The 21,539-nt window shown below is 69.7% G+C and carries 15 protein-coding genes and 2 pseudogenes; 9 read left to right on the top strand and 8 right to left on the bottom strand.

Features of this window, described 5'->3' with window-relative positions; all coding sequences use genetic code 11:
- Nucleotides 1–198, top strand: a 198-nt coding sequence (locus ABZS58_RS49045) for a hypothetical protein (protein WP_354791516.1), incomplete at its 5' end; no start/stop codon positions are given.
- A 235-nt stretch (nucleotides 199–433) separates the two neighbouring features.
- On the opposite strand, the gene ABZS58_RS49040 is transcribed toward ABZS58_RS49045, so the two are convergent.
- Together ABZS58_RS49040 and ABZS58_RS49035 are read right to left on the bottom strand one after the other, a co-directional pair.
- Nucleotides 434–2,359 (bottom strand): S8 family serine peptidase, encoded by a 1,926-nt coding sequence (locus ABZS58_RS49040; protein WP_354791515.1) that lies wholly within the window; start codon nucleotides 2,357–2,359, stop codon nucleotides 434–436.
- Between the two features lie 393 nt (nucleotides 2,360–2,752).
- A complete protein-coding gene (locus tag ABZS58_RS49035) occupies nucleotides 2,753–3,055 on the bottom strand; it encodes a hypothetical protein (protein WP_354791514.1) in 303 nt (100 codons plus the stop codon).
- A gap of 1,207 nt (nucleotides 3,056–4,262) precedes the next feature.
- Here ABZS58_RS49035 and ABZS58_RS49030 point away from each other — a divergent pair.
- The 5 genes and pseudogenes from ABZS58_RS49030 to ABZS58_RS49010 all read left to right on the top strand — a co-directional run bounded on the left by ABZS58_RS49030 (nucleotide 4,263) and on the right by ABZS58_RS49010 (nucleotide 11,362).
- Nucleotides 4,263–6,863: a tetratricopeptide repeat protein gene (locus ABZS58_RS49030; protein WP_354791513.1), complete on the top strand. Its 2,601-nt coding sequence runs from the start codon at nucleotides 4,263–4,265 to the stop codon at nucleotides 6,861–6,863.
- A gap of 1,027 nt (nucleotides 6,864–7,890) precedes the next feature.
- Nucleotides 7,891–9,015, top strand: coding sequence for a hypothetical protein (locus ABZS58_RS49025; protein WP_354791512.1), 1,125 nt, complete (start codon nucleotides 7,891–7,893; stop codon nucleotides 9,013–9,015).
- A 356-nt stretch (nucleotides 9,016–9,371) separates the two neighbouring features.
- Nucleotides 9,372–9,554, top strand: a pseudogene (locus ABZS58_RS49020) (IS6 family transposase); the annotation flags it as partial.
- A gap of 558 nt (nucleotides 9,555–10,112) precedes the next feature.
- A complete protein-coding gene (locus ABZS58_RS49015; protein ID WP_354791511.1) occupies nucleotides 10,113–10,625 on the top strand; it encodes a SigE family RNA polymerase sigma factor in 513 nt (170 codons plus the stop codon).
- 11 nt (nucleotides 10,626–10,636) lie between these two features.
- Nucleotides 10,637–11,362 (top strand): hypothetical protein, encoded by a 726-nt coding sequence (locus tag ABZS58_RS49010; RefSeq protein ID WP_354791509.1) that lies wholly within the window; start codon nucleotides 10,637–10,639, stop codon nucleotides 11,360–11,362.
- Nucleotides 11,363–11,583: 221 nt separating this feature from the next.
- Here the strand turns inward: ABZS58_RS49010 and ABZS58_RS49005 are convergent, their stop codons facing one another.
- From ABZS58_RS49005 to ABZS58_RS48995, 3 genes are all read right to left on the bottom strand, one after another.
- Nucleotides 11,584–11,724: a hypothetical protein gene (locus ABZS58_RS49005; protein ID WP_354791508.1), complete on the bottom strand. Its 141-nt coding sequence runs from the start codon at nucleotides 11,722–11,724 to the stop codon at nucleotides 11,584–11,586.
- Nucleotides 11,725–12,051: 327 nt separating this feature from the next.
- Nucleotides 12,052–12,735, bottom strand: coding sequence for a response regulator transcription factor (locus ABZS58_RS49000; protein ID WP_354791506.1), 684 nt, complete (start codon nucleotides 12,733–12,735; stop codon nucleotides 12,052–12,054).
- Entirely contained in the window at nucleotides 12,732–13,961 is a 1,230-nt protein-coding gene (locus ABZS58_RS48995) for a sensor histidine kinase (RefSeq protein ID WP_354791505.1), read from the bottom strand. Before ABZS58_RS48995 ends, ABZS58_RS49000 begins: the two co-directional genes overlap by 4 nt.
- A gap of 154 nt (nucleotides 13,962–14,115) precedes the next feature.
- Between ABZS58_RS48995 and ABZS58_RS48990 the strand changes: the two genes are divergently transcribed.
- Genes ABZS58_RS48990 through ABZS58_RS48980 form a run of 3 tightly spaced genes read left to right on the top strand, consistent with a single transcriptional unit; the run spans nucleotide 14,116 to nucleotide 17,431 of the window.
- Nucleotides 14,116–15,078, top strand: a complete 963-nt coding sequence (locus tag ABZS58_RS48990; RefSeq protein WP_354791504.1) for an ATP-binding cassette domain-containing protein — start codon at nucleotides 14,116–14,118, stop codon at nucleotides 15,076–15,078.
- Nucleotides 15,075–16,640, top strand: coding sequence for an ABC transporter permease subunit (locus ABZS58_RS48985; RefSeq protein WP_354791502.1), 1,566 nt, complete (start codon nucleotides 15,075–15,077; stop codon nucleotides 16,638–16,640). Before ABZS58_RS48990 ends, ABZS58_RS48985 begins: the two co-directional genes overlap by 4 nt.
- On the top strand, nucleotides 16,637–17,431 hold the full coding sequence (locus ABZS58_RS48980) for an ABC transporter permease (RefSeq protein ID WP_354791500.1): 795 nt from the start codon (nucleotides 16,637–16,639) through the stop codon (nucleotides 17,429–17,431). Before ABZS58_RS48985 ends, ABZS58_RS48980 begins: the two co-directional genes overlap by 4 nt.
- A gap of 49 nt (nucleotides 17,432–17,480) precedes the next feature.
- Here ABZS58_RS48980 and ABZS58_RS48975 read toward each other — a convergent pair.
- The 3 genes and pseudogenes from ABZS58_RS48975 to ABZS58_RS48965 all read right to left on the bottom strand — a co-directional run.
- Nucleotides 17,481–17,861, bottom strand: a pseudogene (locus ABZS58_RS48975) (IS6 family transposase); the annotation flags it as partial.
- Nucleotides 17,862–17,998: 137 nt separating this feature from the next.
- The gene (locus tag ABZS58_RS48970) at nucleotides 17,999–19,441 is read right to left on the bottom strand and encodes a ricin-type beta-trefoil lectin domain protein (protein ID WP_354791499.1); all 1,443 of its coding nucleotides are present in this window, start codon (nucleotides 19,439–19,441) and stop codon (nucleotides 17,999–18,001) included.
- Nucleotides 19,442–19,678: 237 nt separating this feature from the next.
- Entirely contained in the window at nucleotides 19,679–21,352 is a 1,674-nt protein-coding gene (locus ABZS58_RS48965; protein WP_354791498.1) for a helix-turn-helix domain-containing protein, read from the bottom strand.
- Nucleotides 21,353–21,539 lie beyond the last annotated feature (187 nt).

Here is a 21,539-nt window from a genome sequence, read left to right as displayed (position 1 = left end):
CCGGTGGCAGGACGTGGAGCCAACCACAAGACCCACCCCGGTGGGCAGGAGGCGAAGAAACGTCAACCCGGCACCGCAGCACACCCTGCGGGCAAAGACCGGGACCGTCCCGTCGCAAGACAGGACAACCACATGAGCGCCAAACAGCACTCAGTGGAAACGGTCATGCCAACGCCCTGCGACGGTCAGAGCGAGTGATAGGAGTTTCCTGATCTCATGGCTCGGTGTCGGCTTCGAGCGGCAGGGCCGTCCCCTGCTTGACAAATCCGATAGTGGGCAGCCATGACGTGGCAGTCGTGCGGACCGATCACTGTTGGACCACTTCATGTCCACGGCCACGGCCGCCACCACACCTGGACGCGCTGACGACGGGGTGAGCCAGCCACGACGGTGGCCCGGAGGCGTTCGCCTCCGGGCCACCGTCGGTCAGTGGTCAGGTGAACATGAAGTTCGCGGTGTGGGTGGTGCCGTCGATCAGCGTGACGACCAGCTGGCCGCACGTCTTCGCCTGGGTCTTCTGCGTCTTCCAGACGTAGTTGTACTGGTCGGCTGCCGCGTCGTAGGTCAGCGAGCTCGACCCCGCCGTCATCGTCGTCTCCACCGGGTCCTGCGCCACGGACGTGTCACACACCACCGTCTGCAGCGTCGGAGCGCCGCCGGTGAAGATGTTCAGGCCCTGGTTGCCCGAGAGGCCGAACTTCACCGGTACCGCGCTGCCGGCCTTCACGACGTTGAGCTTGCCGACGTTGATCGGCGAGCCGAAGTCGCGCCAGCTGAACACCACCTGGTAGGTGACACTGACCGGGGCCGCCGTGTTGCCGGCGCGGTCGCGGGCGCCGGCACACGTCGCCGTGAAGTAGCCGACCGTCAGGCCGCCGGTGACGGACAGGGTCGCGGACTTCGCCACGCCGCTGTCGGCGTCGGTCGTCGCGCAGGAGGGCGTCACGGACGTGCCCAGCGTGATCTGCTGGCCCTGGGTGACGCCGGTGACCGCCACGGTCGGCGCGGTCACGTCCTCGGCATCGGTGACGGCCTTGTACGCGTTGACCAGACCGTATCCGAAGAAGCCGTTGACTTTCGGGTTCGCGGGGTCCACCTTGCACCGGCCCTGGGTGTAGTCGGTGCCGGAGGTGGGGCAGGCCAGCGGGATCGCCTGCTTGCGCAGCAACTCCGCGATGTAGTCCGGGGTCGCACCGGGGTGCTTGGACACCAGCAGCGCGGCGACGCCCGCCACGTGCGGCGACGCCATCGAGGTGCCCGAGAGCGTGCGGTAGCTGCTGACCCCGGTCGAGGGGGACGTGGAGTAGATGCTCGAGCCGGGTGCGGCCACGTCCACGGCCCCGAGGCCGAAGCTCGAGAAGGACGACCGCGCCGGCTGCGTGGTCAGGCCCGAGGCCCACGGCCCGACGGCCGTCGCGGGGACGGTCGGCTGGGTCGTGGAGGAGACCGTCACCACGCCGGGCAGCTCGGCCGGCAGGTCGAGGCAACTCGGGTCGAGCGTGCGGCGCACCGGGGTGGTGTCGTCGGGGCTCGTCGTGTCCACCGTCTTGTTGGCGAGGTCCTGGTTCTCGTTGCCCGCCGCCGCCACGTTGAGGATGCCGTGCGCGGTGGTGTAGTCCACCGCGCGGCGGACCGCCTCGACGACCGGCGCCTGGTCGGACTGGCTCTCGCACCAGTACAGCCACGGGTCGATGTAGTAGCTGTTGTTCGTGACCTGGATGCCATGCTCCGCAGCCCAGACGAAGCCGCAGATCGCGTACTCCGGGTAGATGAAGCCGTCGGAGTTGACCACCTTGATGGAGGCCAGCTTCACGCCGGGCGCGACGCCGACGATGCCAACGCCGTTCTTCGCCGAGGCGATGGTCCCGGCCACGTGCGTGCCGTGGTAGTCGGCGGTCAGGCTGGTGGGCCGCCACGCGCCCGGCGTCGTGTCGGGAGCGCCGTTGCCGACGCAGCTGACGGACTTCGACTGGTCCACCACCGGCGCGAGATCCTGGTGGTTGGCGTCGATGCCGTCGTCGAGCACACCGACCGTAACGGTGGGGCTGCCGAGGTTGGCCTCGTGCGCCGCACGCGCGCCGATGAGGACCATGTCGCTCTGCCGCGTCGAGTTCTCCAGCGCGTCCGGCGTGTAGTCCTCGACGGCCTCGGCGTCCTCGGCCAGGGCGGGCAGGGCCGCGGTCCGGGTCGCGCCCACGGAGAGGACGGCGTCGCCGTGGGCGGCGCCCTTCACCGCCTGGACGAACGAAGGATTCGTGGAGCGTGCGATGACCACGCCGATCTGGGCGTACGACACCGTCACCGTGCCGCCGGCCGCGGCGACGGCGGCGACGGCGTCCGCCGTCCGATCCTTGCTCACCGCGTTGACGACATAACTGAGGTTAGGGCCGGTGGTTTCGGCCGCCGCGGCAACGGGCGCGATTGTTGCGCCCACCACGACGGTCGTCGCCGCGGTCACGGCGAATAGGGCATACCTGGGCAACCGGGAGTTCAATCCTGGCCTCCTGCGAAACGGGGGATGACCCCGTGTTGTGATTGGGGCCCGGTGATCGTATTGGTGTCGTCAGGCGAATTTCACTCGTCTGTACGGCGGATGGCCAATACCGCTCGGAACACCTATTTATCCGAGTGCACCCAACCGCAGCCTAAGTGATTATTTCATCGCAATGACGCGGGAAACATATGTCGAAATGCTGGGTGGCTTTTAGCAACCCGTACATTGTGGAGAGGTCGCCGCATGAGCAGGACCACCTCAGTGACAGCCGGGCCGGGGTGCTCCGGGCCGAGACTGGACGCGAACCCACACTGCAGCATCGGCCAGTTCGCTGGCGATCAGCGCGTAGCGACGCTCCTTGAGCTCTTCCTTCGGCGCGAGTACTGCCCCGTCGAGCCGATCGACCTCGGTGTTGCCGATGCGGGTATCGATCCGATACCAGCCGGGCTCACGGCTCGGGTCTCGGATCGCGGCACCCCGAGGCGTGAAGTCCAGTCCTCCGTCATGTGCCAGGTCGGCGGCTCGGCGCAGCACGGACACCAAGTCCTCCAGCAACGCCACCCGACCCCCGCAGCACAGTACGCGACAATGACACTACTCAATGCCATCTACGCCTGGGAAGTTGGTTAGCAAGACACGATCGAGTTGATTCGCAGCGGGGCCGTTTCACTACTGCCCGCGCCGCAGTAGAGCAGCCCGAACCACCGTCGAGCCGCACCGTCGCGATCGCAGACGCCAAATAATCAACCGGGCACGAACTCGGCCCACGCCCGGGCCAGGTCAAGCTGGCCGAGCTGGATCGCTGCGATCGCCACGACCTGGCAGATCTCCGGCGAGGCGGCTTCATATGCGGTGGCGCACCGCCCGGGGCTCCGAGTTCCAGGACGCGGCGGGATCCCGAATCCGAGTGCCGGCATGGCAGGCGACCGCGACCGCCTCGACGCTGTCATCGCGGTACGTGCGTCGGTCATCCCGAGCCTGGACCGCCGGGGATCGGGCTTCGCCGCTGGACCAGGTACCCATCGCAAGCCGGCGGCCGCTCGGAGCCCGCACTTTCGGGCAAGATCACCGTACGGACGTTCGTGTCAAAGATGTGTCGCGATCATCCACAGTGGACGCTTGCGTTGGGCACGGTGCAAGCATCCGGGTTAGTGTGTCGATCGCGTGATGCCGCGATCGCTGGAACCAGCATAATGCCTGCTCAAACGCCGTTCGCGTCGATCATCGGCAGGCCATCACAGGCCCCTTGACTCCGTCCAACGCAACGGCGAGAAGCTCATCGAGCACTCCGAGCAGCCGCCAAAGACGCAAGCCGTACGGTCGTACGGGCAAAATCACGTGTCACGAGAGGACCAGGACATTCATATTGGTCAACAAAAAAGGCCAGTTGAGCTGGCCTTTCGCAAAGTCGGGACGGCGGGATTCGAACCCACGACCCCTTGACCCCCAGGGGGGGTGCCAGGACGACCACGTCTCCTGACTACGTTGGCGGTCTCCGCGCCGTTGATGCATATCTGCCCGTTGCCTGGTGCCCGCTTACCCTCGGTGGCCTCTGATGTTGCGCCCCCCAGGGTGATGGGCCGCCCCCGTTTGCCGGCCCATTACCCTGGCGCGCGTGTTCCTTGGCGAAGTGCCGATACCTGATATCGGCACTTCGCCGGACGTCCCTTACGATCGCCGGACGCGGTGGTAACCACCAGGTCAATGGGCGGCAGTTGACCGGCAACTTCGCCCGTTGGCATCATGGGCACGGCATCGGTCAGGGCCGATGCGCCGGTCCTCACCCAGCGGGTGCTGGGGCTTCTACGGAAAGGATCGGATGTTCAGCGCGCAGGTACGGGCCCACCGCCAGCGGCTAGGTATGACGCAGGAAGACCTGGCAGCCAAAACGGGCGTGAGCGTGCGCACCATCCGTAACCTCGAAGCCGGCCAGACCGGCCGCGCCCGGCCTGGAACGGTACGACTGCTGGCCGACGCGTTCGCGCTTGCCGGCGCCGAACGGGACCGGTTCTGCCGGTCCGCGCTCGACGGCACCGACCAGCAGCCCGCAGACAAGGCCCCGACGAGCGCCGCCGGCACTCCCCCGGCGCACGGACGACCCGTTCCAGCGCAGCTGCCCGCAGACGTGGCCGGATTCGTCGGCCGTACCGACCAGCTGCGACAGCTCACCAAGCTGTTCGACGACCAAGACCGGCCGGCCGCGGTGGTGATCTCCGCGATCGCCGGTACGGCAGGCGTGGGCAAGACCGCCCTCGCGGTGCACTGGGCACACCAGACCCTCGACCGGTTCCCCGACGGGCAGCTGTACGTCAACCTGCGCGGCTATGACCCCGACCAGCCCGCCACCCCCGCCGAGGTGCTGGCCCGGTTCCTCACCGCCCTCGGGGTGCCCGGCACCGACATCCCCGCCGACCTCGACGAACGCGCCGCCCGCTACCGCACCGAGCTCACCGGCCGACGCCTGCTCATCGCGCTCGACAACGCCGCCACCGTCGACCAGGTCCGTCCCCTGCTACCCGGAACCGGTTCCTGCCTGGTCCTGGTGACCAGCCGCGACAGCCTCGCCGGACTAGTCGCCGTCAACGGCGCCCACCGCCTCGACCTCGACCTACTCCCCCCAGCCGACGCGATCACGTTGCTGCGCCGGCTCATCGGCCACCGCGTCGACGCCGACCCCGACGCCGCGGCCACCCTCGCCACCCAATGCGCCCATCTACCTTTGGCGCTGCGGGTCGCCGCCGAACTCGCCGTCGCCCGCCCCACCACCCCCCTGGCCGAACTGGTCATCGAACTGGCCGACCAACAGCACCGCCTGGACCTGCTCGACGCCGACGGCGACCCCCGCGCCGCCGTCACGGCGGTGTTCTCCTGGTCGATGCGCCACCTACCGGTCGACGCCGCCCGCGCCTTCCGGCTGCTGGGCCTGCACCCCGGCCCCGACATCGACGCCTACGCCACCGCTGCGCTCACCGACACCAGCCTGTCGCAGGCTCGCCTCGCCCTCGACCGGCTCGCCCGGGCCCACCTCGTGCATCCCACCGGCCCGGCCAGGTACGGCATGCACGACCTGCTACGCGCCTACGCCACCACCCTCACCACCGAGCACGACTCCGACGCCGACCGCCGGGCGGCGTCGACCCGACTGTTCGACTACTACCTGGTCACCGCCACGGCCGCCACGCAACAGCTGCGCCACGTCGATGCCCACGGCCGGCCCGGCATTGCTCCGCCGGCCACCACCCCAACCCCGGAACTGGCCGGCCCCGGCACCGCCCGGCGGTGGCTGGACACCGAACGGCCCTGCCTGGTAGCCGCTGCCGCGCACACTGCCACCCACGGCTGGCCCGCCCACGCCGTGCGGCTGTCGATGACCCTGTACCGCTATCTCGAGGGCGGCCACTACATCGACGCGCTCACCATCCACGCACACGCCCGCGACGCCGCCCGGCAAGCTGGTGATCCGGCCGGGCAGGCCCACGCGCAGCTCGGCCTCGGCACCACAAACGCTCGCCTCGGCTGGCTGGAGTTGGCCACGGAGCATCTCGTCCAGGCGTCAGTGCTGTTCCGGCAAGCCGGCGACCTGATCGGCCAAGCCCGCGTGCTGACGAACCTCGGCGTCGTCGAGGACCACCGAGGCTTCTACCAGGCCGCCGCCGACCGCCTCGAGCAGGCGCTGGCCCTGTACCGGCAGACCTGCCACCCAATCGGCGAAGCCATGGCTCTGCACAACCTCGGTGTCGCAGAGGACCACCTGGGCCGCCATCAGGCCGCCGCCGACCGCCTCGAGCAGGTGCTGGTCCTGTACCGACGGCTCGGCTACCCCCGCGAAGAAGCCATGACGCTGCACAACCTCGGCCTCGCTGAGATGGGGCTGGGCCGCTACCAGGAAGCCGCCGACCGCCAGGAGCAGGCGCTGGCCCTGTTCCGACAGCTCGGCTACCCGCGCGGGGAAGCCTGGGCGCTGTACGGCCTCGGCAGCGTCCAGACCCGCCTCAGCCGGCCTGACCAGGCCATCGCGCTCCACAAGCAGGCCCTCACCCTCTTCCGGGAGTCAGGTGAGCGCGGCGGCGAAATCCGAGCGCTCAACGGCCTGGGCGAAGCCACCCTCGCCGCCGGCCGCCCTGCCGACGCGCTGACCCACCACACCACCGCCCTGAGCACCAACGTTATCCCCGATCAGCAGGCCCGCGCCCACACCGGCGCCGGCCGCGCCCACCACATTCTCGGCGACCTCGTCCGCGCCAGGCACCACTATGAACACGCCCTGGCCCTGCACACCCGCCTCGGATCCCCGGATGCCCACGACGTAGGGGCCCGCCTCATCGCCCTCGACGCGTCACCTGACACCGGCCACGACCAACACGATTGACGGATCCTCTTCTGCTCAGGTTGATCGCCAGCGGCTCGAGGGCGGCGCCCGAGGTTCGATGCCGTTACGGATGGACGACTTCAGCGCTTTGCGTCCCTAGTATCGGCAGGGTGCCGTCCTGGACGTGAAGGTCGGGAATTCCCGGCAGGCAAATGGACGAGGGCGTAGTCACCGGCCCAACGGAACCTCGGCACTCGGTCCGTCCCATGAGGATCACAACCTGGCATGCACACATGTAGGCGTCTAACGCATGCGCGGGCCGAAGATTCAAAACACGATCCGCCGTGCTCTGAAACCGAGGAAGCCGAGCTGGGCAAGTAATCGCTCTGATTCCTTGACCACCGGTCAAGGTGCGCCAGGTACGCAGAGCAAAGATCAACATGGTCCCCAGGGTCAATCCATAAACCTGGGTCCGAGCGCCGCACGTGCTGCACGTCCGCGAGCTGTCCAACTCGTCCACCATCGACACCGGCAGCCGGATGCTGATCAGCGCCATCGGCCCGTCCGCCGCTGGGGAGACCACTCCATCACTCATCCAACTCCGCACCCGCCAGGACCTTCACGCTCAAGATCCGATACGTCGTGATCCCGATGCGGCATCCTCCACGAGTACGAACATGCCGCTTGAACTGCCCGGATGAGGTTTCGGCAAAGCACAGAGTCGCGCTGCGGCGTGTCCGGCCGGTACGCGCCCGGCACAAGTCGCGAGCGTCCGGACGTGCCCGCTCGAATGTCTTGCAAAACGTACAGATAGAACATTTTTACAATATTGTCCAATTAGGAATTATTCCCGCTCTTATACCTATTTCGTATCCACGGCGGGGATTACGACGTTTCCGCCGAACGAATCGGGGAAGCACACGGCACCGCCGACCCGCGAACTGCCGCGGCACGGCCGCAACGGACACGGCGAAATGCGGCAGCGGCGGAGCGCATACCTGTCTGACCCGACGATCGGAAACCCGGGCCGTCGCAGACTCCGGCCGTCCGAGTCAGACGATCCACACACAGGAAGGCAAGCACAGTTGTGAAATTCGCACTCAAGGCTGGCATTTGCGCGGCAGCTGCCGCGCTGGCGGCTGGAGCGTTCGCCCCGAGCGCCTCGGCCCATTCGACCGACGAACCGCGCTCCAGGACACCGTTCATCAACCAGTTCAACAAGACCTCCGTCGTCGCGTCGACGGTGCCGGCCAACGGCGACATCAACCCGTACGGCGTCGCGGTGGTGCCACGCAGCAAGGACAAACTGCGCAAGGGCGAGGTACTGGTCAGCAACTTCAACAACGCCAGCAACCAGCAGGGCACCGGCACCACGATCGTGCAGATCAGCCGCGACGGCAAAGTCCGCCTGTTCGCCCAGATCGACGCCGACAAACTGCCGGGCGCGTGCCCGGGCGGCGTCGGGTTGACCACCGCGCTCGTGGTCCTGCGTACCGGCTGGGTCATCGTGGGCAGCCTGCCCACCGCGGACGGCACCTCCGCGACGGCCCAGGCGGGCTGCCTGATCGTCCTCGACAGCAAGGGCAAGGTGCGCGAGACGTTCTCCGGGCACGGCATCAACGGCCCGTGGGACATGACCGCGGACGATGACGGGGAATCGGTCGACCTGTTCGTCACGAACGTCCTCAACGGGATCGTCGGCGGCGTACCCGCCACCACCAATCAGGGAACCGTGCTGCGCCTCGAGTTGAAGATCAAGGGAAGCAAACCGCCGACGCTGCGCAAGATCACGACCATCGGTTCCGGATTCACGGAGCAGACCGACCCGAATGCGCTGATCATCGGCCCGACCGGAGTCGGCCTGGGTAAGGACGGCACGCTGTACGTCGCCGACACCGTCGCCAACCGCATCGCCGCCATTCCGGATGCGGACGACCGCAAGACGAGCGCCGGCACCGGACGCACCATCACCCAGAACGGACACCTGTCCGGCCCGCTCGGGCTGGCGATCGCACCCAACGGCAACGTGCTCACCGTCAACAGCGGAGACGGGAACATCGTCGAAACCAACCCGTGCCAGAAGACGCAGGTCGCGTTCCGCACCCTCGACAACCTCGGCGCGGGCGCCCTGTTCGGCCTCGCCATCGCACCGGAGAACCGCGGCGTCTACTTCGTCGACGACACCAACAACAGGCTCGACCTGCTCCACTGAGCCCCGGGAGCGACCATGAACACGTGCGCACCGACCACCGTGGCCGGTGCGCACGCGCCGCACAAACGAGCGCCACCAGGCACCGCAGGTTGCCGATTACTCATCCGCCCTGCTCATGCGACGCCGCGGCAGGCGGCCGGTGTGGTCGCGGGCGGCCAGCAGCAGTGCGGCGATCACCTCCGACGTGCGCCGCGCGGTGAGGTGCACGCTGCGACGCCAGTGCCGGAACCGGCCGCGAGCAACAACGTCGCCGCGGTGGTGCGGGTCGCGCTCGACGACCAGGGTCCGTTGCGTTAAGCGTTGCCCTAGTCAGGCAGGCTTGACCGGTGAAGTTCTCGAACCGCCGGCGTCCAGTCCTGCCACCACGGTCGGCGTTCGCCGGGTTCCGGTTCCCGCCGGACGTGATCGTGGTCGCCGTCCGGCTGTACCTGCGCTACGGCCTGTCCTACCGCGACGTGGAGGAATTGCTGAACGAGCGGAGTGTCGAGGTGGACCACGTGACGATCTTCCGGTGGGTGCAACGCTTCACGCCACTGCTCGCCGACGCCGCCAGATTCTGCCGGCATACGCCCGGTGACAGGTGGTTCGTCGACGAGACTGACCACAGTCAACTCAAGCACCGGCTCAGACCGATGCGGGTCTCCGTACCGACCGGACCGCGCAGACGATCATCGCCGGACACGCGTTCATGCAGAACCTCCGACGCGGCCATTACGAACTCGGCGTCGACGCCCCGCGCGGGCTCCGCGTCGCTGCGGCGTTCACCGAGCTCGCCGCCGCTATCTGAGCAAGCCAGGGTATCGGGCTCACGGTGCCACCCGATCAGATAACGCAACGGCACCCCCGCGACTGGCGGGTGGCGTGCCCGGAGTACGGCTGGATGTGAGCGTCGTCGATATCGGGGTTATGCGTCTTTTCGTTGCACCGTAACAGGTTGCGGAGTGTCCACACTCGACCAGCCGCCGACGGCTACCCGCAACGCTCAGGCTGTTACCCGGAAACCTCACTGAGCCCCGGCCGGGGACCGTGCGGACCGACCGGCGCCGGCGAACTTCCGGGTCATGCAACCTCGGCGCCGGCGCATCCGTCATGCGGGTGTGAGAGGCGATCGAGACAAACAGTTCCACGAATTCGTGCTGGCACAGCGCGCCGGTATGCTCCGTACGGCCACGCTGCTGACCGCGGGCGACCACCACCTGGCCGAGGACCTCGTGCAGTCGACCCTGACCAAGCTGTATGTAGCTTGGCCGTCTTTCCAGCGCGCCGACAACCCGCAAGGCTATATGCGGCGCGCCCTCGTCAACGCACTGAGTGACGAACGGCGGCGACTGTGGCGGCGGCGGGAGCGCCCCACGGCCGAGTTGCCGGAGTTGCCGCGGACCGATCAGCACAGCGAGCCCATGGCCGACGGCTTGCGGACCGCCTTGCGCGAGCTGGCGCCGAAGATGCGCGCCGCCGTGGTGTTCCGCTACTTCCACGATCTCACCGTGACCGAGACCGCCGAGGTTCTCGGCTGTTCGGAGGGCACGGTGAAGAGCCAGACCTCCCGCGCGCTGGTTCACCTGCGTACCGCTCTGGAAATCCGACCGGCCGCCCCGGCCCTTCCCTGAAAAGGAAGAAAATGGACATGCATCGCCACTTCGACACTCTCGCGGGCCCGGAGGTCACGCCGACCATGGATGACATCAACGCCGACCTCGACCGTGGACGCCGCGCATTGCGCAAGCGCCGTGTCATGCAGACGCTCGCCGGGTCCGCGTTCGCCGCGGCCGCGCTGGTGGCCGGCATCGTGATCGCCACCACCAACGTCCCGGCCCCCGCCGCGCCGACCGCGGCGCAGAGCCAGGGTCAGCGGCCGGCCGGCGTCGGCACCCGGCTCGTCGCCTACACGGGTAGCCAGCCCAAGGGCTACACCATCGACAAGGTCCCGGACGGGTTCGAGATCCAGGCCGACAATACGTCCGAGCTGATCCTGGCGCCGAAGGACGCCCTCGACAAGAACCCGCAAAGCTTCGTCGGCAAGATCGGCATCATGCTGCAGTCCACGGATTCGCACTATGTTCCGCAGGGCAAGAAGGTCAAGGTCGGCGACCTGGAGGGCGTTCTGGTCCCGCAGGCACCGGCATCGTCAACCGCTGCCACGCCGCCAGCGCGAGATGCCACGCCGCCGGCGCGAGATGTCACCGACCCCACCACCCTCTGGACCCAGACCCTCTGGGTCAAGCAGCCCAACGGCGTCTACCTGTTGGTTCAGTTCTGGGAGGGCTTGGCCCTGAGCGAGTCGGACATGCTCGACATCGGTGCCGGCATCCACGTGCACAAGGACGCTGTGCAGGGCGGCGGCTGAGCAAGCCGGCGCGAGTGCGGGGCGAGCCGGTTCGGCTCGCCCCGCACGGCGCTGTTGCGTTCGCCCATCGGAGGGCGCGTTTGGGCAAATGTGGCCGGTCTTCAGATGGCGGTGGCGAGCTCGGTGAACGCCACCCGGAAAACACTGGAGCACGTGCGGCGGCACAGCAATGCCGGGGTCCGACCAGTACTGGTCGGACCCCGGCATCTCGAAACGCTGGCCTACCGCAGGGTGTTGGCCGATTCCTCGTTCCGTGCTGCCACCACCTGAACGGACTTCCCGCGCTCGCAGACCGACGCACCGCTGGCGGCCGACTTCATCGAGACGATCACGCTGACAGGGATGAGGATGTACGTCCCCACGGTCATCGAGCATGCCAGCCGCCGTGCCCGGATCCCCGGTGCGACCGCGCACCCGACCGCCGCGTGAGTGACCCAGAACGCCCGCGACCCCGTCACGGACCTTCCAGGACACCGGATGCCCGGTGAAGTACCTGAGACGAGATCGGGACGGCAAATACCCGGCCCCGCTCGATGACGTCCTCACCGACGCCGCGATCACGGTCGTGCGCAGCGGCGTCCACGTTCCCCGCATGAACTCGATCATGGAGCGATGGGGGCGCTCACGCGCGTGTAGTACCGCATCGGCGCCGACCGGACACGGTGGCCGGCACCGACGCGCCGGCACGCTCACAGACCTGCCTCGCCGCGGGAGGTGCGGGGGACGACCAGGCCGCTCTCGTAGGCCACGACGACCGCCTGGGCGCGGTCACGTAGGCCGAGCTTGCCCAGCAGGCGGCTCACGTGGGTCTTCACCGTCTCGTCGCTGACCACGAGCCGGTCGGCGATCTCCGGGTTGGACAGGCCCTCGGCGAGCAGCCGCAGGACTTCGGTCTCCCGCGGGGTGAGCGCGCCGAGCGGTGCCGGGATCCGGGGCGGCGCCGGGCGCAGACGCGCGAACTCGCCGATCAGCCGGCGGGTCACCGTCGGTGCGAGCAGGGCCTCGCCGGCGGCGACGACGCGAACCGCGTCGAACAGCCGCTCGGCGGTGATGTCCTTGAGCAGGAAGCCGCTGGCGCCGGCGCCGAGCGCGTCGTACACGTGCTCGTCCAGGTCGAACGTGGTGACGATGATGATGCGGGGGCCGCCGCCGGTGGCCAACTGGCGGGTGGCCTCGATGCCGTCCATCACCGGCATGCGCACGTCCATGAGGACCACGTCGGGGTGCTGCTCCCGGCAGATCCGCACCGCCGCCGCGCCGTCGGCGGCACTGCCGACGACGGTGAGGTCCGGTTGCGTGTTCAGCAGGGCGGTGAAGCCGGCCCTGATCACCTCGTCGTCGTCGGCGACGACCACCCGCACGGGCGCGCTCACCGCTCGGCCACCGGTTCGCTCGCGGGCAGCGGCAGCACCACGTCGACCAGGAAACCGCCGCTGGGTGCGGGGCCGGTCCACAGCTGCCCGTTGAGGGTGGCGACCCGCTCACGCATGCCGAGCAGCCCGTGCCCGGTGGTGCGGGAACGGCCGGGGGCCGGCCCGGGGCCGTTGTCGCGGACCCGGACCCGCAGGGCCGCATCGGTGTAGGCCAGTTCCACGTCGACCGCGGCGCCGGGCGCGTGCCGCCGGGCGTTGGTCAGCGCCTCCTGCACGATCCGGTAGGTGGTGAGCTGCACCCCCGGGTCGAGCGGGACGATCCGGCCGCGCAGCAGCAGCCGTACGCCCGCGCCGGTCGAGTCACGTGCCTCGTCCAGCAGTTCGGTCAGCTGCCGCAGTCCCGGTTGCGGCGTGCGGCTCGGCGCGGATCCGCCGTGCTCGTCGGCGTCCTCGCGCAGCACTCCGAGCAGCCTACGCATCTCGGTCAGCGCCGCGCGGGCCGTGTCGCCGATCGCCAGCAGGTGTTTCGCCCCTTCCGGCGCCAGGCCCGGCGTCGTCAGCCTGGCGGTCTCGGCCTGCACCGCGATCTTCGAGATGTGATGGGCCACCACGTCGTGCAACTCCCGGGCAATTCTCGCGCGTTCGCCCCGCGCCGCGTACACGAGCAGCGTCTTCGTCATGGCTTCGTGGGACTCGTCGCGGACTGCCGCCTCCGCGCGGGAGCGGCCCGCCGCGCCGGCGCCGGCCGCACCGACGGTCACCGCCGCGACGACGAACGCCGACAGCCGACCGTGCACGCCACCGCCGGGCGGGCCGAGGATCGCGTACAGCACGAACGGCGGCACGAACCACGCTGCCACGGTCGGCGGACGGCGCCGGCCCACCGTGTAGAGGACGACGAGCTCCGCGATGAGCGCAACGACCGGCGGCCGGTCGTGCAGGGCCAGCGTCAGCGACGTCGCGACCGTCGTGATCGCGGCGGCCCACACCGGGCGGGTCCGCAGCAGCGCCACCGGCGCGGTGGCACACACGGCCAGCAGCAGCGCGGCCGGCAGCAGCGTGTCGGAGACCCCGCCACGCAGCAGCGTCTCCACCATCGCGGCGAGGCCGAGCAGCGCGGCGGCGACCGCCGGCAGCGCGGGCAGGCCGGTCAACCGCCCGGCGGCCGCGCCGACCTCGGACGTGACCCGCCCGAGCGTCGGCCGGGCGTGCGCGTCCCCGTCCATGCCGCCATTGTCCCGGCACCGTCGATCCGCCGCGTCCCCCAGTGCCCGTCACCCGTGCGGGGGATCCACGGCGGCGGCGTCACCCGGAGACGGCGCCGGAAGACGGCTCCCCGGCGGGACGACGGGGAGGCAGGGGCCGCATAGCGTCGCAGCCATGACCGAATCCTCCCCACCCGGCGACGGCGTGACGATCGAGGTGCGTGGGCTGCGCAAGCAGTACCGGTCGGTGACAGCTGTCGACGACCTGTCGTTCACCGTCGAACCCGGCATGGTGACCGGTTTCGTCGGGCCGAACGGCGCCGGCAAGTCCACGACGATGCGGATCATCCTCGGGCTCGACGCGGCCGACGGCGGCACCGCGCTGATCGGCGGCCGACCGTACCGGACGCTGCCCCGGCCACTGCGCACGGTCGGCGCGCTGCTCGACGCCGCCGCGGTGCACCCGGGTCGCAGCGCCCGCAACCACCTGCTGTGGCTCGCCCGGTCCAACGCGATCCCGCGCCGCCGCGTCGAGGAGGTCCTCGACCTCGCCGGCCTCGCGAGCGTCGCGAAGCGGACCGTCGGCGGGTTCTCCCTCGGCATGCGGCAGCGGCTCGGCATCGCCGCCGCGCTGCTCGGCGACCCCGCCGTGGTCATCTTCGACGAGCCGATCAACGGCCTGGACCTCGAAGGCATCCAGTGGATCCGCGGCCTGCTGCGGTCCCTGGCCGCCGACGGCCGGGCGGTACTGATCTCCAGTCACCTGATGAGCGAACTGCAGGACACCGCCGATCACCTGCTGGTCATCGGCCGCGGCCGGCTGCTGGCCGACACGAGCGTCCGTGCGCTGGTCGCGACCGCGTCCGGGGACCGGGTCACGGTTCGCACCACGATGCGCGCCGAGGCGATGACAGTCCTCTCCGACGTCGGCGCAACTGTGGCCGTCACCGACGGCGAGACGGTGACCGTGACCGGTCTGCCCGCCGAGCGGGTCATCGAACTGCTCACCCGCAACGGCGTCACGTTCACCGGCGTGGCCGCGCACCGGGCGTCGCTGGAGGAGGCGTACATGGAACTCACCCGCGACGCGGTCGAGTTCGGTGCCGCCACCACCCGCGAAGGGCGGGACGCCCGATGACCACCGGCCGGCCCGGCTTCGGCAGGCTGCTGCTGTCGGAGTGGACGAAGCTGCGCACCGTCCGCCGCTGGACGATCGCGCTGCTCGCCGCGCCGGTGCTGACCGTCCTCGTCGGCGTCCAGTTCGCCGTCAGCACCGAACCCGGCAGCCCCGACTCGATGCTCGCCGGGCCGGACGGCACCTGGGTGCAGGACCGGTTCCACTTCGTGCACCGCCCGCTGACCGGCGACGGTACCGTCACCACCCAGGTCGCCTCCACCACGCTGGACATCCGGGTGCCGGAGCGCGACGGCGGCGAAGCCCGGGCGCGGGACGTCGAACGCCCCGGGTGGACGAAGGCCGGGCTGATGCTCAAGGACGGCCTGCGGCCCGGCGCCCCCTACGCCGCCGTGATGGTCACCGCCGGGCACGGCGTCCGGCTGCAGTCGAACTTCACCACCGACATCGGCGGCCCGGCCACCGGCGCGCCGACCTGGCTCCGCCTCACCCGGGCCGGTTCGACCGTCAGTGCGTGGCAGTCCGCCGACGGCGCCGCCTGGACGCCCGTGGGCACTGTCACCGTGCCGGGCCTGCCGCAGACCGTCGAGGTCGGACCGTTCGTCACCTCGCCGGACGCAGTCCTGCTGCAGCGGCAGTTCGGCAGCCTCTTCTCCATGCCGTACCAGACCTACACGACGGCGGTGTTCGAGCGGACGGCCCTGGTGTCCGGCGAGCCAGGGTCCGGCGAGCCCCCCAACGGCTGGCAGGACCACGAGGTCAACGACCTCGCCGGCGCCCAGGACCCGCCGCCGGGCACCGGCACCGGGGGCAAGCAGCGGCCGTCGGGATCGCCGCCCGCCGAGTGGGCCGGCGACCGGCTCACCCTGACCGGCACCGGCGACGTCGCCCCCCACACGCCCCGCGAGGACCTCGTCAAACAGAGCCTCACCGGCGTCTACGTCGGGCTGATCGCCGTCGTCGCGGTGGCGGTGCTGTTCGTCACCGCCGAATACCGGCGCGGCATGCTCCGCACGACGTACACCGCCACCCCCGGCCGGGGCCGCGTCCTGGCGGCGAAGGCCATGGTCATCGGCGCGGTCGCGTTCGTCATCGGGCTCGTGGCGAGCGTTGTCACGCTGCTGCTCACCGGGCCGATCCTGCGCGAGCACGGCTTCCTGCCACCGGTCTACCCGGACTGGTCGCTGGGCGACGCGACGGTGCTGCGCGCGGTCGTCGGTTCCGCCGCCGTGCTGGCCGCCGTCGCGGTGTTCGGCCTGGCCCTCGGCGCCGTGCTACGCCGGGCAGCCGGCGCGGTCGCCACGGTCATCGTGCTCATCATCCTGCCGCAACTGCTCGCCAGCGGCCTGCCGGCGTCGGCAGGCCGCTGGCTGATGCGGCTGACCCCCGGCGCCGGGTTCACGATCCAGCAGACCAGACCGCACTACGAGCAGATCACGCAGACGTGCCTACCCGAGGACGGCTGCGTGTACGACCAGCCGTGGGCCGGGTTCGCGGTCGTCTGCGCGTACGCGCTGGTGACGACGGCGGTGGCGATGTGGCTGCTGCGCCGGAGGGACGTGTGAGCACCGTCGACGCGATCCGCGCGGAGTGGACCAAGCTGCGCACGGTGGTGAGCACGCCATGGCTGGTGCTCACCGCCGTCGCGGCCATCGTCGGCATCGGTGCCGCAGTCACCGCCGCCAGGGACACCCGCGGCTGCCCGACCCCGTCGACCTGCTTCGAGGACCTGCCGAAGCTCAGCGTCACCGGCGCCCAGTACGGGCAGATCGCCGTCGTCGTGCTCGCCGTGCTCATCCTGAGCGACGAGTACGGCACCCGGTCGATCACCGCATCCCTGGCTGCGGTGCCGCGCCGATGGATGCTGTACCTGAGCAAGATCGCTGTCCTTACCGCGGTGGTCGCCGTCGCCGGGTCGATCGGCGTGCTCGCCTCCCTGTTCGTCGCCCGCCGGATCCTGCCCGGCAACGGGTTCAACACCGTCAACGGCTACCGGGAGCTGTCCCTCGGCGACGAGCCGACCCTGCGCGCGGTGTACGGCACCGTGCTCTACCTCGCCCTGGTGGCGCTGCTGAGCTACGGCGTGACCGCGGTGCTGCGCGACACCGCCGGCTCGATCGCCACCATGCTCGTCCTGCTCTACGCCGCGCCGATCCTCACCAGGGTCATCGACGACCCGGTGTGGCTGCGACGGATCGACCGGATGTCACCGATGTCCGCCGGCCTGAAGATCCAGGCGACCACGGCGCTGGAGTCGCTGTCGATCGGGCCGTGGCAGGGTCTGGGCGTGCTCGCCCTGTGGGCCGCCGGCGCTCTGCTCGCGGGCCTGCTCGCCCTGCACCTGCGTGACGCGTGACGGCGCGACGCACGACCGGCCGCGCAACGTCGTACGGTCGTTCGACGTGGTGCCACGCCGAGGGAACCGGCTCGTCCAGCACCGCCGGGTACACCGGCGCTGCGTCGGTAACCACCCCTGCGGGTCGCACCTTCAACGTGGCCAGCGCCCGGCGGAAGAACCGCCGTGCCGCCTCGCCGTCACGGCGGGCGGAGACAAGCACGTCGATGACCTGGCCGTGCTGGTCTACGGCCCGGTACACGCACTGCCAGACACCGCTGACCTTGACGTACGTCTCGTCGACATACCTCCTGTCGCCGGGTGCGTGCCGGCAGAGCCGGGCCGCGCCAGCCACCAGCAGGATGAATCGTCGCACCCAGCGGAAGACGGTGACGTGGTCGGCCTCGATACCCCGCTCGATCAGGAGTTCCTCGACGTCGCGGTAGGACAGGTTTGTACCGCAGGTAGAGCCGGAGTCGCACACGGTCCGCGCCGGCGCGGAGGTTGGGTCCTCGGCGCCGGCGCGGGCGGGTTCCAAGCAGGTGCGACCGTTGCTGCGCGTTCTGGGCGGTGAGGTCGAGACGCTGCTCAGCCGGTGAACTGTCGGAAAATGTTGCTGAAGCCGTAGTTCGGCTGACTGATGCCGCTGCAGGTGCCGCTCAGGGTGCCGGTGGCGCAGCCGAAGTCGCGGTTGATCGCCCAGAAGCTCAGCCGGGCCATGTGTTGCTGCTGAGCGAAGGCGAGCAGCAGTTGCGCGTCGGCCAGGGTGAATTTCTCGGTCGGATTGTCGTTCTGGCCGATCATCGGGGTTGCCGCGATCATGGCCCACAGCTGCGCGTCGCTGCGCCCGGGCAGCAGCACCTTCAGCTGACCCTCAACCTTCTTCAAGGCGTCGATGCTGGCCTGACCCATCCGGCTGCCGGACACGCCGTCGTAGTAGTCCATGGTCATCATGTTGACCACCTCGAATGTGAGGCCGCGGGCGACGGCCGACTGCAGGACGTAGAGGTTCTCGCCGCTGAGGCCGCCGGCCGGGCTGACCCCGAGCGTGAACGACAGGTGCAACGTCTTGCCGGCTGCGCGCAGGTTGTCCTGCATGATCTTCAGCGCGTCGTTGCGCTTGTCGACGACCGAGGGGTCGAGGTTGTTGTGCACGTCGCCGTGCTCGGCGTCAATGTCCAGGTACGTCGTCGCATACGCGGTCAGCACGCTTTGGTATGCGGTGGCGATGGCCGCCGGTGTCGAGCAGTGGCTGACCAGGTCGTCCGCGTCCCAGCCGCCGGAGGAGACGATGATGTCGCCGCCCATCGCGCGTAGCCGGGCAACGTTGCTCCGCAACCGATTGTCGTCGGTCGACCAGATCGGCTGACAGTTGCCGGTACCGTTGACGAATCCGAGGGTGTAGAACTTCTGCCCGCTGTCGGTGGCGAACTTCGCCACGTCGTCACCGATGAACGTGGCGATGTAGGGCGCGAAGGGAAACGCCTTGGTGGCCGGCGGGGTGCTGGTGGGCGGGTTGGTGGGACCGCCGCCGGGCAGCGTCCACTTCTGGTTGGCACCGCCGCCGCAGGTCCAGATCTGCAGCCGGGTGCCGTCAGCCGAGCTGACCCCGGTCGCGTCGAGGCACTTGCCGGAGCCGGTGTTGACGAGCTGGCCGTTGCCGGCCGTCCACTTCTGCGCGCCGCTGCCGTTGCAGTCGTAGAGCTGCACCGTGGCGCCGTTGGCGGTGCTGGCCGCCGTCACGTCGAGGCACTTGCCGAGCGCCTGGATGCTGTTGTCGGAGTTGCCGACCGTCCACGCCTGGGCGGTGGTGCCGTTGCAGGTCCAGAGCTGCACCGCGGTGCCGTTGGCGGAGCTGGCGCCGGCGACGTCGACGCACTTGCCGCCGAATCCGGTGATCGGCCCGCTGGAAGCAGCCGACGCGGCCGTGATGCCGGCGACGGTCACGCCGACGACGGTGACCGCCGCCGCAGCGGCGGCGAGCCAGACGCGGCGGCGCGGCCGGCGTCGGGCGGTGGTTGAGGGTGTCACGTGCGGCTCCCTTTCTGGGCGGCGCCCGCACGGGACCGTGTGGTTGGGGGTGGTCCGCGTGTCGGGCGGGAGCAGTCCCCGGCCGACCGCGTGGGTGATGGCAGAGGTCGGATCTGTCAAGACTGTTAACAGATCCACCGGAGGCTATGCCGACACCGCCAAGCAAGTCAATATGCGACTAAAATTAAGGTGCTGAGCTGCCGTTTCAGGCTTATCACCTGGAGCGAGTCGGTGAACTTATGGGGCCCGTAAATTCGGTTCGGGGCTGTGACGTGCCGTTTCGGCGCGAGGTCCGCCCAGCCGGGATCCCTGGAGTGTCGGACCGGGCGAGGGACACAACGCCGCGAGCTGGATCTGCAGTGCCAGCCGGGCCCGCGGCGACTCCATGTCGATGTGGGCGACGTCCGCGATCCGGCGCAGGCGGTATCGAAGGGTGTTGGGATGCACGTGCAGGTGTCGGGCGGTCTTCCGCGGGTCTCCCCACTGATCGAGCCAGGCAGCGAGGGTGGCGACGTAGTCGGTGCCGTGCTCTCGGTCATGGGCGAGCAGGTCGGGCAGCGGCCCGCCGACGAGCAGGTCGCCGGTCGGCACTGCGGTGACCGCACGGTGCACGACCACCTCGGCCCAGGCGTCCTCGAAGCGCAGCAGTGGGCTTGCATGCCGGGCCGCACCGTGCAGCGCGAGGAGTTCCGCCGCTTCGGCTCGTGATCGCGGCAGGTCCGCCAACCCAGGGGCGGGGCTGCCCGAGGCAGCGCGCAGCCCAGGATCATGTACGGCGATGTTGCGGATCAACTTCTCCAGCCACGGCCATGAGCCGGGCGAATCGCCGTGAGCAGCGACGACCGCGAAGAGAACGCCGCCGTCGTCCGCGATCAGCGGCTGGCGCCAGCCGTGGCGGCGGGCGATCGACTCCCACAGGGCCAGGTTGTGCAGCATCTCCTCGGTACCGGCATGCGCCCCGAGCGCGACAACCCGCCATGGGCCGTCGGGCAGTCCTAGTTCCGGACCCGACTGGACGGGGGCGCGCAGGGCCGCCCGCAGGCGGTCGGCCGTCACGCGACGCGCAACATCGGCCTGCACCCGCAGGCGGAGCAGATGGAGCGCCAAGACGGACGCGGGACCCTGGAGATCGCGCAGGCGCTCGCCCGGCGCCGGGCCCTCGACGACGGCCCAGATCGAGCCGAGGAGCTCACCTCCGGCACGGATCGGGATCACGAGCCGGGGCAACGTACCGTCCGGGCCCTGCGGCACGAAGATCGGATCGCCGCTCTTGGTGAGCTTGCGGAAGACGCCACGGGACCGGAAGTGCGCGACCACATCGCCAGGGACGCGTCGTCCGACAATGGTGGACACGCGCGCCGGGTCGGTGCGGTCCTGCCGCGACGAGTAGGCAAGGACCCGAGACTGCGCGTCCTCGATCGTCACGGGCGCATCGACGACGGCGGCAACCGCGTCAGCCAGGGCGAACATCTCGTCGTACACGCCGGCGGCGGCGGTATCGGGCGTTCCGGGCGCCGTGGCCTGGTCGATCACCCCGCGCAGCAGCCAGACGAGTTGTGCCCACGAGCCGTGGCTGCGCAGCTCGACCAGGGCCAGCTCGCGCCCGGCGGCGGCGGACACGACCTCGGGATGCGCGGCCAGCGGGGGCTTGAGGACCATGCCGGCCGCCCCGGCCTGGGCGCAGCGCTCGATGACGACGAGCACCTGGTCGGGTGTGGTAAATCCGGCGCCGAGGACGAGGTCGCCGGGTTGCCCGCCGGCGGCATCGTCGAGCTCGACGATGGTCACGTCCCGGACCTCCGCCTCGGCGCCCGCGACGACGACCTCGAGCAGCGCAGCGCCGACCGCGTCCACGACACCGGCAACAGTGATCATGAAATCATGATGGCGCGGTTTGTTCCAGCCGACCAATCATCAAGCAGCACATTGGCCTGGCCGAACAATGACGTCACGGTGTGGCCGGGCAAGGATTGCGGCGACGCCGCACGAAGGAGAAACCGCAATGAGCCATTCCGCGCAACGACTTGACCACTGGGCGTCGTCATGTGGTGCGGTCGTGGTCGAAGTGGAGCAGGACGAGCGCTGCGGCGGCGATCTT

The organism is Dactylosporangium sp. NPDC005555 (genome assembly GCF_040605635.1).
Lineage (GTDB): Bacteria > Actinomycetota > Actinomycetes > Mycobacteriales > Micromonosporaceae > Dactylosporangium.
Note: the sequence above shows the minus strand (reverse complement) of the source record. Positions and strands in the feature narration are given on the sequence as shown.

What these genes read in the sequence shown, in the direction of transcription:
- ABZS58_RS49030 (WP_354791513.1), top strand. Translation starts at nt 4,263, where the DNA reads ATGCGCCGGTCCTCACCCAGCGGGTGCTGGGGCTTCTACGGAAAGGAT.
- ABZS58_RS49010 (WP_354791509.1), top strand. Translation starts at nt 10,637, where the DNA reads ATGGACATGCATCGCCACTTCGACACTCTCGCGGGCCCGGAGGTCACG.
- ABZS58_RS48995 (WP_354791505.1), bottom strand. Translation starts at nt 13,961, where the DNA reads ATGGACGGGGACGCGCACGCCCGGCCGACGCTCGGGCGGGTCACGTCC.
- ABZS58_RS48990 (WP_354791504.1), top strand. Translation starts at nt 14,116, where the DNA reads ATGACCGAATCCTCCCCACCCGGCGACGGCGTGACGATCGAGGTGCGT.
- ABZS58_RS48985 (WP_354791502.1), top strand. Translation starts at nt 15,075, where the DNA reads ATGACCACCGGCCGGCCCGGCTTCGGCAGGCTGCTGCTGTCGGAGTGG.